General features: G+C 68.9%; 13 protein-coding genes. 9 read left to right on the forward strand and 4 right to left on the reverse strand.

All coding sequences use genetic code 11. From position 1 onward, the window contains the following. Nucleotides 1-658: 658 nt before the first annotated feature. From A9O63_RS07055 to A9O63_RS07080, 6 genes are all read left to right on the forward strand, one after another. The gene (locus A9O63_RS07055) at nt 659-1,318 is read left to right on the forward strand and encodes a FadR/GntR family transcriptional regulator (protein WP_235836942.1); all 660 of its coding nucleotides are present in this window, start codon (nt 659-661) and stop codon (nt 1,316-1,318) included. 49 nt (nt 1,319-1,367) lie between these two features. Then, on the forward strand, nt 1,368-2,348 hold the full coding sequence (locus tag A9O63_RS07060; RefSeq protein ID WP_069331290.1) for a TRAP transporter substrate-binding protein: 981 nt from the start codon (nt 1,368-1,370) through the stop codon (nt 2,346-2,348). Between the two features lie 6 nt (nt 2,349-2,354). Then, entirely contained in the window at nt 2,355-2,846 is a 492-nt protein-coding gene (locus A9O63_RS07065; RefSeq protein ID WP_069331291.1) for a TRAP transporter small permease, read from the forward strand. Next, complete coding sequence (locus A9O63_RS07070) at nt 2,846-4,144, forward strand: TRAP transporter large permease (protein WP_069331292.1); 1,299 nt, start codon at nt 2,846-2,848, stop codon at nt 4,142-4,144. The genes A9O63_RS07065 and A9O63_RS07070 overlap by 1 nt, the downstream gene beginning before the upstream one ends. Before the next feature lie 15 nt (nt 4,145-4,159). After that, nucleotides 4,160-5,323, forward strand: coding sequence for a mandelate racemase/muconate lactonizing enzyme family protein (locus A9O63_RS07075; protein WP_069331293.1), 1,164 nt, complete (start codon nt 4,160-4,162; stop codon nt 5,321-5,323). A 376-nt stretch (nt 5,324-5,699) separates the two neighbouring features. Further along, entirely contained in the window at nt 5,700-6,272 is a 573-nt protein-coding gene (locus A9O63_RS07080; protein ID WP_069331294.1) for a GNAT family N-acetyltransferase, read from the forward strand. 35 nt (nt 6,273-6,307) lie between these two features. On the opposite strand, the gene A9O63_RS07085 is transcribed toward A9O63_RS07080, so the two are convergent. Beyond that, nucleotides 6,308-7,234 carry a LysR family transcriptional regulator gene (locus tag A9O63_RS07085; RefSeq protein ID WP_041670670.1) on the reverse strand — a complete coding sequence of 309 codons (927 nt, stop codon included), beginning with the start codon at nt 7,232-7,234 and terminating at the stop codon, nt 6,308-6,310. A gap of 112 nt (nt 7,235-7,346) precedes the next feature. On the opposite strand from A9O63_RS07085, the gene A9O63_RS07090 reads away from it, so the two are divergent. The 3 genes from A9O63_RS07090 to A9O63_RS07100 are packed head-to-tail and all read left to right on the forward strand — an operon-like array spanning nt 7,347 to nt 11,545. Then, nucleotides 7,347-8,426 carry a 4-oxalomesaconate tautomerase gene (locus A9O63_RS07090; RefSeq protein WP_069331295.1) on the forward strand — a complete coding sequence of 360 codons (1,080 nt, stop codon included), beginning with the start codon at nt 7,347-7,349 and terminating at the stop codon, nt 8,424-8,426. A 34-nt stretch (nt 8,427-8,460) separates the two neighbouring features. Then, nucleotides 8,461-9,546: a Bug family tripartite tricarboxylate transporter substrate binding protein gene (locus A9O63_RS07095; protein ID WP_069331296.1), complete on the forward strand. Its 1,086-nt coding sequence runs from the start codon at nt 8,461-8,463 to the stop codon at nt 9,544-9,546. A gap of 52 nt (nt 9,547-9,598) precedes the next feature. Next, a complete protein-coding gene (locus A9O63_RS07100) occupies nt 9,599-11,545 on the forward strand; it encodes a tripartite tricarboxylate transporter permease (protein ID WP_069331297.1) in 1,947 nt (648 codons plus the stop codon). Nucleotides 11,546-11,607: 62 nt separating this feature from the next. On the opposite strand, the gene A9O63_RS07105 is transcribed toward A9O63_RS07100, so the two are convergent. The 3 genes from A9O63_RS07105 to A9O63_RS07115 are packed head-to-tail and all read right to left on the reverse strand — an operon-like array spanning nt 11,608 to nt 14,940. After that, nucleotides 11,608-12,204, reverse strand: a complete 597-nt coding sequence (locus A9O63_RS07105; protein WP_069331298.1) for a glutathione S-transferase family protein — start codon at nt 12,202-12,204, stop codon at nt 11,608-11,610. A gap of 4 nt (nt 12,205-12,208) precedes the next feature. After that, nucleotides 12,209-13,570 carry an MmgE/PrpD family protein gene (locus tag A9O63_RS07110; RefSeq protein WP_069331299.1) on the reverse strand — a complete coding sequence of 454 codons (1,362 nt, stop codon included), beginning with the start codon at nt 13,568-13,570 and terminating at the stop codon, nt 12,209-12,211. 14 nt (nt 13,571-13,584) lie between these two features. Next, the gene (locus A9O63_RS07115) at nt 13,585-14,940 is read right to left on the reverse strand and encodes an MmgE/PrpD family protein (RefSeq protein WP_069331300.1); all 1,356 of its coding nucleotides are present in this window, start codon (nt 14,938-14,940) and stop codon (nt 13,585-13,587) included. Between the last annotated feature and the right edge of the window lie 95 nt (nt 14,941-15,035).

Genomic DNA, 15,035 nt, shown 5'->3' on the forward strand with positions numbered 1-15,035 from the left:
GCTCTCGCCGCGGCCGAGGCGGCCACGCTGGCCCGCGAGGCGCGCCGCGGGTGAGATCCCTCTGCGGGCCGCCCCGCGCGCAATGGACGCGCTGGAAGCCATGAGCCATGGCAGGCCCCCGCTTCGGGGGCCGGCCCGTTCCCGGCCGCATCATCTGCAGCCACCGCGGGGCGATGCGCCAAGGGAAGGCAATGCGGCCCAGACCCTGCACAGTCGCCGGCGCACCGGAGCGGCGCCGGCGTCCTTTCCCGGATCGTCCTCGGTCGGACGGCCGAGGGGCAGAGCCGACACTATAAGGGCCGACGCCTGCAGCCGCCCGCCGAATGGAACGACATGGGTCGTGCCATCCGGTCCCTCGAGGGTCAGCCTCTCGCTTCCGGCGATAGTGCGGGTTCCGTCCGCCTCGGGGCAGGCGGTCGCGACCGGCACGCTGGCGGAAGATGTGGCGGCCGAGCAGGAGAAGCTGCGCCGGGCCGACGGTCGGAAGCCGCCTCGCCTGCGAAGATTTGCGTCCGCTCCTGAACCCCGGAGGCGCAGGTTGACAAGCGGCCTTCGCTCGGCCAAATTGGTCCGACCATTGGATGACATGATGTCGAATCAAAACGATCAGCCAGCAGCTTCCTTCTCCCCGATCAGCCGCACGCAGGTGTCGGAGGAGGTGGCGAGACAGATCCAGCGCTTCATCGCGAACAACCGGCTTCAGGTCGGCGCGCGCCTCCCGACCGAGCGGGAACTGGCCGCGCAGCTGGGCGTCGGCCGTGGCGGCGTCCGGGAAGGCATCAAGATGCTGGCGGGGATCGGCATTCTGGAGGTGCGGCAGGGCGCCGGCATCTTCGTGCGCGAGTCCCAGCGGCTGGTTCTTCTGGACCCGTCCCTCGTCGAGGGCAGCGAGCGGCTGGAGCTGCTGAAGAAGGCGACGGCGGCCCGGCGCATCCTCGATTGCGCGGCCGTCGAGGTGGCGACCCTCGCCGCGACGGAGGAGCAGCTGGCCGAGATCCGCGTCTATCTGCAGCAGGCAGAGACCGAGCCCTTTCGGACCAAGCTCGCCCATTCCATCGATCTGACCTTCGAGATGATGATCGGCCGGGCCACGGACAATCCCTATCTCGCGGCGGTGCAGGGCGAGGCCCATCGCTACTTCCGCATGGTCTGGGAGCATCAGGGCTTCCTGCCCCGGCCCGCCGGAGAGCGGAGCGAGCAGCACATGGCCATCCTCGAGGCCATGGAACGGCGTGACCCGCATGCGGCGCGGGCACGCATGGAGGAGCATTTCGATCTTCAGGCTCTGGCAAAGGCCGGACCGGATCGACGTCAGTAGAGGCTGCCGAGCGGCGCCTCGCACGAGCGGTTATCAGGGAGGATACCAGATGAATGCGAAAACAAAGGCCGGTCTCGGCCTGACGGTCGGGCTCATGCTCATGGCCAGCGCGGCGACGGCGCGGACCTTGACCCTCGGCACCGTCTACGGAGCCCGTGACGTCAGCACCCAGGCCATGGAACATTGGAGCGAGGCGCTGAGCGAAGCCACCGAGGGGCGGTGGTCGCTGTCGATCGTGCCGGGCGGCACTCTCGGCGGAGACCGCGAGATGCTCCAGCAGCTCTCGACCGGCGAGATCGACATCAATCTCTCCTCGCCCGTGGTCATGCAATATGTTGCGCCGCAATATCAGTGCCTTGAGGCGGAGTATATCTATGACTCCGAAGAGCAGGGCTTCGCGGTCTGGCGCGGGGATATCGGCAAGGCCGCCTCGCAGGCCATGAAGGACGCCCATGGCATCGAGATCGCCGCTGTCGGCCGCCGGGGCGCGCGCCTCGTGACGGCGAACAAGCCGATCCTGAAGCCGGAAGATCTGGCGGGCCTGAAGTTCCGCGTCACCAACAACCTGAGGTCCGAGGTCTTCGCCGCCTACGGCGCTCAGCCCGCGCCGCTTCCCCTGTCGGAGCTGTACGGTGCGCTTCGTCAAGGCGTGTTCGATGCGCAGGAGAACCCCCTGTCCACGATCTTCAGCCTGCGCTTCCACGAGGTTCAGAGCCACATCAGCGAGACCAACCACATCTGGACCTACAATCTGGTGCTGACCAACAGCGACCTGATGGAAGAGCTGGGCGAGGATCGCGCCGCTTTCGAGAGCACCCTGAACGAGTCGCTGGAGTGGCTCTATACGGCGATCGACGAAGAGAATGCCCGGATCCGGGCGGAGATCGAGGCCTCCGGCTCGGCCGTCTTCGACAAGCCCGACACGAAGGCCTTCCGTGACGCGGCACGCCCGATCCTCGCGGCCTATGCCGAGCAAAGCTGCGCGCCGGGGCTGCTCGACGCGGTCGACGCCGTGGCCGCATCGAACTGATCCGCCATGCGCAAGCTCGCCCATGTCATCGGCGCCGGTTGGTTGGCGATCTCCGTCGGCTTCATCCTGGTCACCGTCATCACGGTGCTCTGTCAGGTCGCCTTCCGTTCCCTGCTGGCCCTGCCGCTGGCATGGACTGAGGAAGTCTCTCGGATGGCCCTCGTGGGGGCCGTCTATGCAGGGCTGCCGGCAGCCTACCTCAGGGGCGAGCACATCGTCGTGGACTTCTTCGTGTCGCTCCTGCCCGGCTGGCTCTTCCAGCCCTACGTCATCGCGATGAAGCTGATCTGCGCGGTGACGCTGAGCTACCTCACCTACGGCGCCTTTCTGCAGATCGAGGGCACAAAGGGGATGACGCTCATCGCTCTGCCGACCTTCCCTGTTTCCGCAATCTATGCAGTGCAGGCGGCCGCGCTTTTCTCCTTCACCTTGCTGATCCTGCTGACGCTGCGCGATCCGCGGACCTATGTGGCGCAAGAAGTGGGGCTCGATTCCTGATGCTTCCCGTATTTCTCACCTTTTCGGCCCTGACCCTGATCACCTGCGGTCTGATGATCGGCGTGGCGGCCGCTCTCGTCTCGATCATCGGAGGGATGGCGCTGTTCGGCGATCCCTTCGGCGCCCGCGTGCCGATGATGATCAGCCGCTTCGCCATCGACCGGATCGACAACTTCCTGCTGCTGGCCGTGCCCTTCTTCATCCTTGCGGGTCGTCTGATGAACACCGGCGGGGTCACGGTGCGGCTCTTCGATTTCGTCGCGGTGCTGGTGCAGCCGCTGCGGGGCGGGCTCGGCTATGCCAACGTGATGGCGAGCTTCGTCTTCGCCGGGATGTCAGGCTCGGCGACCGCCGATGTCGTGGGTCTCGGATCGATCGAGATGAAGGCCATGCGCTCGAACGGCTATCCCGAAGGCTTCAGCGCCGGCGTCACTGCGGCCTCGTCGCTGCTCGGCCCGGTGATCCCGCCGTCCATCGTCCTCATCGCCTATGCCGTGCAGGCAGAGCAGTCGGTCGCCACGCTGTTCCTCGCCGCCATCGTTCCCGGCATCCTGATGGCCGCCTGCTTCATGGCCTGGGTGTTCTTCGAGTCCCGGCGCCTGAAGCTTCCCGCGGGCAGCTGGCCGTCGGGGCGCGAGGTCAGGGTCAAGGCCCTGCACGCGATCCTGCCGCTCCTGACGCCGGGCATCATCCTGGCCGGCATCTATGGCGGTATCTTCACCCCGACCGAGGCCGCTGCTGTAGCCGTGCTCTATGCCCTGCTGCTCACCACCCTCGTCTATCGGGAGATGAACTGGAAAACATTCCTGGCCGAGCTGAAGGGCACGGCGCTCGACACGGCGACACTGATGTTCATCATCGCGATGACCTCGGCCTTCGGCGTCATCATGCTGCGTCTGGGCCTGCCTCAGGCCATGGTCGGGATCGTGGTGGGCATCTCCGAGAACCCGACCATCGTCATGTTTCTGATGCTGGTGGTGTGGCTGCTCGTGGGCTGTTTCATGGCGCAGACACCGGCCATCATCATCCTGACGCCGATCCTCATGCCGATCGCGGACCGTTTCGGCTTCGACATGATCCATTTTGGCATCGTCATGGCAATGGCGCTGACGATCGGTCTTCTGACCCCGCCCGTCGGCATGGTGCTCTACGCCCTGCGCAAGGTTGCCGATGTGCCTCTGGCGATCCTGTTCCGGGTGGTGATGCCCTACATCGCCATCGCCGTCCTGTTCATTTCGCTTCTCATTCTCGTTCCCCAGCTGGTGACGGCCCTGCCGTATGCCTTCGGGCTGCACTGATCACGGAGACTCCCCATGAAAATCGTTCGCGCGCGGCCCCGGCGGGTCGGCCAGTTTCTCTTTGTCGAGATCACCACCGACAGCGGCATCGTCGGGATCGGCGAAAGCGGGGCCTGGGGGCATCTGGAGGCATCCGAAGCGGCTCTGGCGAAATACTGCGACTACCTGATCGGCGAGGATCCGCGCCGGATCGAACGGCACTGGCAGGGCATGCACCGGTTCGCCCATTTCAACGGCGCGGCCATCGGCGGAGCGATTTCCGCGGTGGATATCGCGCTCTGGGACATCAAGGCCCGGTCCTACGGCGTGCCCATCTACGAGCTTCTGGGCGGGTCGGTGCGCGACAGCCTGCGCGTCTATGCCCATGTCTATTCCAAGACCGTGGATGAGGTGGTTTCCTTCGCTGCCGAGAAGGCCCGCGACGGCTACACCGCCATCGGCCACTTCAATCCCTTTCTGGATGAACCGGAGGACAAGCCCTACTTCCTCGGCCATGCCGGGCTGGTCCGCATGGGGATCGAGACGGTCAGGCGCACGCGCGAGGCGGTGGGCCCGGAGGTTGACCTGCTCCTCGAGATGCACCGCCGCCTCACCCCGGCCGAGGCCATCAGCTTCGCCGAAGCTGCCGCGGAATATTCTCCCGGCTGGCTGGAGGATCCGATCCGCCCCGAGAACATCGACGCCATGGCCGAGGTCGCGCGCAGGTCGCCCGTGCCCATCGCCACCGGCGAACGCTACTTCAACATCTACCAGTTCAAGATGGCCATCGAACGGCGGGCCCTGTCCTTCGCCCGTGTCTCCGTGGGTATCTGCGGCGGGATCACGGCAGCGGTGAAGATCGCGGCCATCGCCGAGGCCAATGATGTGCAGGTCGCTCCGCACAATCCGATCTCCCCGGTGGGGGTGGCCGCATGCGCGGCCCTCGGCTTCTCGCGCAGCTGCGTGGCGATCCAGGAGTTTCCGACGGGCTACGACAACTATGTGTTCGAGAGCACGCCGCAGCTGCTCGGGCGCAATATCGTCGACGGAGATCTGGTCGTGGAAAACGGCTTCCTGAAGCGGAGCGAGGCGATCGGTCTTGGCGTGACCCTGAAGGACGATGCCGAGACGATCCGCCCGCCCATCACCCGGGCCGTCTCGATGCGCCGGCACATGGACGGCGGAGTGGTCGACCAGTAACCGGTTCAGCGAGAACCTCGCGGCCATGCGGCCGCGGGGTCGGGGCGCCGACCTCTCTCCGGCCGGATCGCACCCGGCCAAGGACGGCCGCAGGACGCGCCCTCCGCTCGGCGCGGATCCTGCGAATGATCCGGCCGCAGCCGCAGAACAGGGCGACGATGGCGTCACCGACCGGAGGCGGCGGGCGAGGCAGGAGGTTCCCGGGAGGGGCGGCCGGGCCGCCGCCGGTTGCGGCAGGCAGGGCGCCTTTGGCGACACCCATGCCGGGGGCTGAGCATCGCTGTGCGGGCTGCGGCATGTGTTTCGCCCGCGCGGGCCACTGGTCGCCATGGGCGGCCTCGCTTATGTCATACCTGCGCACCCCGGCAGGCCCAACATGCATCCCATCGAAACAGACCGTCTCATCCTTCGGAACTTCCGCGAACAGGACGCGGAAGCCCTCTTTGCCTATCTGCACGAGCCCGTCTCGGGCTGCTTCCTGTCGCTGGCCCTCGCGGACAGGGAGGCTGCGCGGGCCGAGGCGGCGGAGCGCAGCCGGGACGATGCGCAGATCGCCGTCTGCCTGAAGGAGACCGACCTGCTGATCGGCGATCTCTTCGCCCATCGCGAGGAGGAGGATACGGTCTCGGTCGGCTGGAACTTCAACCCGGCCTTCTCGGGCAAGGGCTATGCGCTCGAGGCGGCGCGGGCGCTGTTCGCGCATCTGTTCGAAGAGGCGGGGGCGCGGCGCCTCTATGCCTATGTCGAGGATCACAACCTGCCGTCGCAGCGCCTCTGCGAGCGGCTGGGCATGCGGCGTGAGGGCCTGTTCGTCGAGTTCATCTCGTTCCGGACAGACCCCGCGGGCCATCCGATCTACGAGAACACGATGCAATATGCCCTGCTGCGGCGGGAGTGGGAGGCCGGGGGCGCCCGGGGCCCTGCCGGTCCGGCGCCGAAGGAGGCCTGAGCCGGACGGGCGGCGCGGCCGGTCTGGCCCGAACCTCAGGGGCGGGACAGAGGCGGCGCGGCCGGGCCCGCATTGTCGCGCCAGCGGCTGAGCAACATCTGGTAGAACTGCTCGGCGGCAGGCGCGCGGCGGGCGCCCGGCACGCGGACGACGCCCACGGTGCGCGTCACTCGCGGCTCGATCAGGGGCAGGGTCACGATGGAGGGATGCGGCCCCGCGGGCAGCGCCATCCGGGGCAGCGCCGCCACGCCGAGCCCCGCCTCGACCAGACCGAGCGACGTCGAGAGATGCTGCACCTCGAAGAAGGACCGCGGCCGGACATTCGCCCGGGCAAGGGCCAGATCCATGATGAGGCGGTTGCCGCTCGTCCGGCCCACGGTGACGAAGCGGTGCGCCGCCAGATCCGCCCAGGTGACGGACTCCTGCCGCGCCAGCGGATGGTCGCGGCGGCAGGCGAGCAGGAAGGGCTCCTCGATCAGCGGATCGAAGGTCACGTCGGGATCGTCCGCCCCGAGCAGGGTGATGCCGAAATCCGCCTCGCGGTTCAGGATGCTCTGGAGCACCTCGTTCGCGCCGGCATCGAAGATGCGGAAGCGGATCGCGGGAAATTCCTCCGTGAAGGCGCTGATGACATCGGGCAGGAAGTAGTAGGCCGCCGTCGGAATGCAGGCGATGCTGACGAGGCCCGAGCGCCGCTCGGCGATCTCGCGCACCGACAGGAGCGAGGTCTCGAGATCGTCGAGAATCCGCCGCGCGCGCGGCAGGAAATCGCGTCCGACCGCGGTCAGCGACACCCGCCGCGTCGTGCGTTCCAGCAGCGAAACCCCCAGCGTGGCCTCGAGTTTCTGGATACGCCGGGTCAGCGCGGGCTGCGAGAGATGGATGCTGTCGGCCGCCGCGCGGAAGCTCTGCATTTCGGCGGTGGCCACGAAGGCGCGCAGATCCTCGAGGTCGATATTCATGCGTTCCACGCAATTGTCATTCCGATATATGCATTTCACACATTCCTTTTCCGATGGCAAGTCTGTGCCGACCCCGGACGCCTCTGGACCGGGCAGATCGAGAAGGCACCACATGCAGAGAATTCCTTGCGTCCTGATGCGTGGCGGCACGTCGCGCGGCCCGTTCTTCCTCGCAAGCGACCTGCCCGCGGACCGGGCAGAACGTGACCGCCTGCTGATCTCGGCCATGGGTTCGGGCCATCCGCTCCAGATCGACGGGATCGGCGGCGGCAATCCCCTGACGAGCAAGGTGGCCATCGTCGGGCCGAGCGCGCGGGCGGATGCGGATGTGGATTATCTCTTCGCGCAGGTGAACGTCGAGCGGGCGCTGGTCGACACGGCGCCGAACTGCGGCAACATGCTGGCGGCGGTGGGGCCCTTCGCCATCGAGCAGGGGCTGGTGCAGGCCACCGATCCGGTCACGCGCCTCACGATCTACAATGTGAACACCGGCAAGCGCATCGAGGCCACGGTCCAGACCCCCGGCGGCGTCGTGACCTACGAGGGCGACACCGCCATCGCGGGCGTGCCCGGCACGGCGGCGCCGGTGAAGATGGCCTTCCTCGATGCGGCCGGGTCGAAGACGGGCAAGCTTCTGCCGAGCGGCGCAGCCCTCGAGCGGATCGAGGGGGTCGAGGTGACCCTGTTCGACATGGCCGTGGCCGCCGTGCTGGCGGATGCCGCGAGCTTCGGCAAGACCGGGCACGAGACGCCGGCCGAGCTCGATGCCGACCGCGCCTTCATGGAGCGGCTGGACCGGCTGCGGCGCGACTGCGGCCAGCGCATGGGTCTGGGCGATGTCACGCAGATGGTCATTCCGAAACCCATCCTGCTCGCCGCCCCCTCGCCGGGCGCGAGCATCACGGCGCGCTATTTCATGCCCCATTCCTGCCATACGGCCGTGGCCATCACCGGCGCCGTCTGCATCGCCTCGGCCTGCTGCACGCCCGGCACCGTTGCGCACAGGCTTGCGCGCCTGCCCGAGCCCGATGCACAGGGGCGCCGTGTGCTCATCATCGAACATCCGTCGGGCAGAACGCCCATCGAGATCGAGCAGGATCCCGAGACCGGCCGGATCGGCCGCGCCATGGTGATCCGCACCGCGCGGCGGCTGTTCGACGGAACCGTCCATGTGCGCGACCATGTCGCCTGACCTGCCAAGACCAACGACCGAGGAGGAGACCCGGATGACCTTGCTGACCAAACCGCTGCGTGCCGCCCTGCTGTGCGCCGTAGCCGTCCTGACCGCCCCGAGCGCCCTGACCGCGCAGGATTTCGCGGGAGAGACCATCGAATGGACGATCCCCTTCGGCGTGGGCGGCGGCACCGACGTCTGGGCGCGCTTCTTTGCGCCGCAGCTGTCGCAGGCCCTGCCGGGTCAGCCGAATGTCGTGGTGCTGAACGTGCCCGGCGGCGGCTCGATCACCGGCGCGAACCAGTTCGCGGCCCGCGCGAGCACCGACGGGCTGTCGATCCTCGGCACCTCGGCCTCGACCCAGTATCCCGCGATCCTCGGCGATCCGCGCGTGCGCTACGACTATGCCGACTGGACGGCGGTCCTGGCCTCGCCCACGGGAGGCGTGGTCTATGCCGATCCGAAATACGGCGTGACCGGGCCTGAGGGCCTCGAGACGCTGCGCGGGCAGGAGATCCGCTTCGCAAGTCAGGGCGCCACCGCGCTCGAGATGCCGGTGCTGCTGGCGATGAAGATGATGGGGCTGAACATCCGCCCGGTCTTCGGCATGGAGAGCCGCGGCGCGGGCCGGCTGGCCTTCGAGCGCGGCGAGGCAGGGATCGATTTCCAGACGAGCTCGGCCTATCTGGCAAGCGTCAAGCCGCTGGTGGAAAGCGGCAAGGCCGTGCCGCTCTTCTCGATGGGCGTGGTGGATGCCGAAGGCAATGTGGCGCGCGACCCGTCCTTCCCGGACCTGCCGACCTTCGTCGAATTCTTCACCGAAGCGACCGGCGCGGCCCCCGAGGGCGAGGCGTTCGAGGCCTGGAAGGCGCTGATGATCGCGGGCTATTCGCTGCAGAAGATGGTCGTGCTGCCGAAGGAAGCCCCGCCCGAGGTGATCGCGGCCTATACGGACGCCGCGCGCAAGATCGTCGAGGCGCCGGACTTCCGCGCGCGCGCGGGCGAAGAGATCGGCGTCTATGAGCAGCTCGTGGGCGAGGAGGCCGATGCCGCGCTGAAGAAGGCGCTGACCGTCGATCCGGCGATCCGCACCTTCCTGACCACCTGGCTGTCCGAGGATTACGGCGTCCGCTTCTGAAATTCCGGCGGGGCGCTGGCCCCGCCGCACGCATGTGGGGGAGGAGACCACCATGTTCGATGCCGCCCTGTCGGCGCTGGGTCAGGTCATGACGGCCGGACATCTGCTGTTTCTCGTTGTTGGTGTCCTCGTTGGGCTGATCGTGGGGATCCTCCCCGGTCTTGGCGGCATCGCCGGCATGGCGATCCTGCTGCCGTTTCTCTATGGCATGGAGCCCACCGCCGCGCTCGGAATGCTGATCGGCATGGTGGCGGTGATCCCCACCGGGGACACGTTCACCTCGGTCATGATGGGCATTCCGGGCTCGAGCGCCAGTCAGGCGACGGTGCTCGACGGCTTTCCCATGGCCAAGCGCGGCGAGGCCGCCCGCGCGCTCTCGGCCGCCTTCGCAAGCTCGCTGATCGGCGGGCTGATCGGCGCGCTGGTGCTCTCCATCGCCATCGTGATGGCGCGGCCGCTCGTTCTGTCCTTTTCCTCGGCCGAGCTCTTCATGCTGACGCTCTTCGGCCTCTCCATGGTGGCGGTCCTGTCGGGGCGCAGCCTGACCAAGGGGATCGCCGCGGCGGGGCTCGGGCTCATCATCGGCACGATCGGCACGGCGCCCGCCACGGGCGAGGCGCGCATGACGCTCGGGATCGACTATCTCTATGACGGGGTGCCGCTCGTCGTGGTGGCGATGGGCCTGTTCGCCATCCCCGAGATCATCGACCTGCTCAAGCGCGGCACGGCGATCTCGAACAGCACGCCTCTGGGCGGCGGCTGGCTGCGCGGGCTGCGCGACGTGCTGAGCCATCCGTGGCTGGTCGCGCGCTGCGCGAGCCTCGGCTGTGTCATCGGCGCGCTGCCGGGGCTCGGCGGGGCGGTGGTGGACTGGATTGCCTACAGCCATGTGGTGCAGACCAGCCGGGACCGCAGCCGCTTCGGCAAGGGCGACGTGCGCGGTGTGATCGCGCCCGAATCCGCCAACAACGCCTGTCAGGGCGGCGCGCTGATCCCGACGCTGCTGTTCGGCGTGCCGGGCTCGGGCTCGATGGCGGTGTTTCTGGGCGGCATGGTGCTGCTGGGAATCCAGCCCGGCGTGACCATGGTCGAGACGCGGCTCGACCTGACCTATACGATCATCTGGTCGCTGGCGCTCGCCAATGTCGTGGGCGCAGGCCTCTGCGTGCTGATGGCGCGGCAGGTCGCCCGCCTGACGCAGGTGCCCTTCGCGATCCTCGCGCCCTTCATGGTGATGATCGCCATGTTCGCGGCCTTCCAGGCCTCGCGCTCGATGGCCGATCTCGTGGCGCTGATCGTGATGGGGGCGGTGGGCATCTACATGCGCCGCTTCGGCTGGCCGCGGCCCGCGCTGCTGATCGGCTTCGTGCTGGCACCGGGCGCCGAGAACTACCTCTATCAGGCGGTCCAGTTCTACGGCACGGACTGGGTGACGCGGCCGGGGGTCATCATCATCGCGGCCATCACCGTGGTCTCGGTCTTCCTCGGGCTGCGCTTCGGCGCGGGCGTCTCGAGCGAGGGCGAGAGCGACACGTCCGACATGCGGACGCGCGGCCGCCAGATCGCCTTCGCGGGTCTCCTCGTCGCGGTCGCGGCCTTCTGCCTGTTCGAGAGCGCAGGCCTCAGCTTCCTCGGCATGGTGTTCCCGCTGACCATCGGGCTTCTGGCGCTGGCCGGCGCTCTGGGCGTCGTCTGGGCCATCCGCCGCGGACGGGTGGCCGAGATCCACGACGACGATGCAAGCGCGGCCGTCGCCGGCGAATGGTCGGGGCGCGAGCTTTATCTCGCGGTCTTCGGCGGGCTGGTGGCGCTGGTCTGGCTGATCGGCTTCGTCCCGGCGATGGCGGTCTTCTTCCCCGCCTTCCTGATCGTCGCGGGCAGGGTGCGCCCGCTGGCGGCGGGTCTGCTCACGCTGGGGGCGGTGGGCTTCATCAGCGGCATCACCTGGGCCATGACCCTGCGCCTGCCGCAGGGGCTGATCGCGCCGCTGCTGTTCTAGCCCTCGCCGCGATCTGCCTCGGGGGGCCGTCCGTGCGACGGCCCCTTTCCTTTTCCGGCCTGTCAGCTCAGCGCATCGCGGATGTGGCGGCAGTAGCCGGGGTTCCGGGCCAGATCGTCCCGATAGCGCGCGAGGTTCGGCAGCGCCTCGGCCGCTTCGGGCAGGCGGAACCAGCGATGGACCGAGGGCGAGGCGGCGATGTCGGCGAGGCTCAGGTCGCCGCCCGCCAGATAGCGGTGCCGGGCGAGCCAGCCATCGAGCGCGCGCGCCCCGGCCAGAACGGCCGGAAGGTCGGCCTCGCCCGAACCGCCCGCCCCGCGCGCCTTGCGCAGCCGCGTGAGCGGCGGGGTGAAGGAGATCGCGGCCCAGTCCATCCAGCGGTCGATGCGGCTGCGCGCGGCCGCCCCCTCGGGCCAGAGGGCCGTGGGCTCGCGCGTGCCGAGATAGCGCAGGATCGCGTGCGATTCCCAGACGACGGTCTCGCCGTCCTTCAGCACCGGCACCTTGCCGAACGGGTTCATCTCGCGGAACTCCGGCGTGTCGGTGGGGCCGAAGCCGCGGCCTGCGGGCTCGAGGCGCCAGTCGGCCCCGAGCTCGTCCAGAAGCCAGAATACCTTGGCGCTGTTCGAGGAATTGGGTCGTCCGTAGAGGGTCAGCATGGTTTCAGTGCTCCTGTCCGGTGAGTTGCGCAAGAAGCGGCGCGAGCGGGGTCTCGGGGGCGAGGGCGAGGAAGGCGGCACAGATCCCGGCCGCCCCGGACCCCAGCCGCGCCGCCGCGCAATCGGTGAATTTCTCGGTCAGTTCGGCGTCCGACATGGGGTTCAGCGGCCCGCGGCCGAAGTTCGTCGAGGCGCTGGCCTCGAAGATGCGCCCGTCCGTCATCGTGACCCGCACCTCGCCCCGGTAGGCGTCGGCCTCGCGGTGCCCCGTGGCGCTCACCCGCGGCAGCAGGGCCGCGATCTCGGGCGTGAGGAAGCGCGCATCGTCGAAATCGGCCAGCCGGATCCGGCCCGCGGTCAGGGCCCGCGCGGTCAGGAACTGGACGCTGAACTTCGCGTCGAGACCCGAGCGCGGGGCGGGACGGTTGGTATGGGCCAGCCGGCGCTCGTGCGTGCGGATGTCGATGCGGGCGATGGCTTCGGCGGGCAGAAGGCCTTCGGCCGCCACGATCCGCAGCGCCGCGTCGATGGCCGAATGGGCGCTGCCGCAGCAGGGATGCTGCTTGATCGCGATGCCGGGGCTCAGCACCTCGAGCGGGCCGTCCCAGTCCGAAAGGATCGCATCGGCATCGAAGGTGCCCGGGCCGTTGAAGAGATTGAAGAACCCGTAGGTATGTTCGAAGGCCTCGGGGTTCGCGCTCATCCCGCGGCGTGCGACGAGGGCCGCCATCAGCCCGTTGTGGGCGGCCTGACCCACATGCATGGGCTTGACCGGGGTGCCGAAGTTCGACTTGAGGCCCGAGGCCATCGAGACGGCGACGGCAAGGGCGGTGGTGGTCTGCGCCTCGTCGAGATCGAGCATCCGTGCCGCGGCCGCGGTGGCGCCGAAGACGCCGAGGGTGGCCGTGGGATGCCATCCCTTCTCGTAATGATGGGGCAGAAGGCCGCGGGCGAGCCGGGTCTCGACCTCGACGCCCGTGACCCAGGCCTCGAGCGCCTTGCCCGCGGGCGCGCCATGGGCCTCGGCCAGCGCCAGCACCACCGGCACGACGGGCGCCGAGGGATGGCCGCCCATCGTGGTCGAGCAATCGTCGAAATCGAGCGCATGGGCCGCGGTGCCGTTCACCATGGCGGCATGCAGGATCGAGGCGCGACGGCCGCCCCGGCCCCAGAGCGTGACCTGTCCGGGGGCGTTCGCGATGGCCAGCGCCTCCTCGATCGCATCGAGGCAGGGCGCGTCCGACCCGGCGAGGGCCACCCCCACCGTGTCGGCGAAGGCGCGGCGGCCGATGTGGAGCGCGTCTTCGGGCAGGCTGTCGAGCCGGATCGACATCGCCCGCCGGGCGAGTTCTTGGGCAAAGGTCATGTCGGTTCGCTCCTTCAGCGGGTCGCGGCTTCGATGGCGGCGGTGAGGTCGGCGGCCTGCGGCAGCGTGTCGAGGCCCATCAGCAGCGCGAAGACGCGGGCCGCGCCCTCTTCGGTCAGGCTCGCGCGGGCGCAGTCGAGGAACTTCGCCTCGAGCATCTCCTGCGGCAGCGGCGTCTCGGGCCCCCGGCCAAGGGGAGCCCGGACGGCCTGCCGCCGCACCTCGCCGGAGGCGAGGGTTACGGCCACCTCGGCGCCGTAATCGTTGGCATCATCCTCGTGCGGCTCCATCCGGATGAGGCCCATGACGCGCGTCACCTCGGGATCGCCCAGAGCCGCATCGTCGAAATGTTCGAGCAGCACGGCACCGTTCACCAGCGCGCGGGCCACCGCATAGGGCAGCGAGAACTTGGCATTGAGCGCGCTCGTCGCGGGGTTGCGCACATGCGGCAGGAGACGGCGCGGATGCATCCTGACGAGGACATCCGTCACTCCGGCCGTTTCGGGCAGGGCCTCGGCCCGCAGCGCGATGGCCGCGTCGATGGCGCCGTGGACGCTGTAGACGCACGGGTATTTCTTGATCGAGATGCCCGGCGACAGAAGGTCGAGCGGCGCGCCCCAGCCCTCGAGCATGCGCCCCGCATCGTAGGCGCCCGCCCCGTTGAAGACTTCGAGGAAGCCCTGCGGATGTTCGAGCGCGGTGGGGGCGCCCGTCACGCCCCGCTCGGCCAGAAGCGCCGCAAAGAGCCCGTTCCGCGCGGCGAGGCCTGCATGCATGGGCTTCGTCTCGGTGCCGAAGTTGGCCTTGAGCCCCGAGGCAAGCGAGGCCGCGATCGAGATCGCATGGGCCGTGCGCGCCTCGTCGAGCCCCATCAGCGCCGAGGCCGCGACCGCCGCGCCGAAGATGCCGAGGGTGGCCGTCGGGTGCCAGCCCTTCTCGTAATGGTGGAAGTTCACCCCCCGGGCGAAGCGGGTGGCGGCCTCGACCCCCACGATATAGGCGTCGGTGAGCGCCCGGCCCGAGGCCCCGCGGCTCTCGGCCAGTGCCAGGAGACCCGGAATGATGATGACGGTGGGATGGCCCGAGAGCGATTTCGACGTGTCGTCGTAATCGAGCGCATGTCCCGCGGTGCCGTTCACGAAGGCCGCGTCCAGCATCCCCAGCCGCTCCCTGCGGCCCAGCACCAGACAGGGGCCGGGGCCGTAGAGGTCGGGCATGAGGACGGTCTCGGTCGCGTCGGTGGGCGCGCCGAGCAGCGTGCAGCCGATCATGTCGGCGATGGCATTGCGGGCCCAGCGGACGGCCTCGGGGTCGAAGGTCGCGGGATCGAGGGCCGCGACCCGCCGGGCCAGGTCGAGCGAGAGGGACATGCGGATTACCTTTCGTTGGCCGCCGCGGCGGCGGGGCGGGGCTGGAGGGCGGCGCCCGGCTGCATCAGGGCGGTGAGGGCGCGCAGCGACGGCTG

The organism is Cereibacter johrii (assembly GCF_001720585.1).
Classification (GTDB): domain Bacteria; phylum Pseudomonadota; class Alphaproteobacteria; order Rhodobacterales; family Rhodobacteraceae; genus Cereibacter_A; species Cereibacter_A johrii.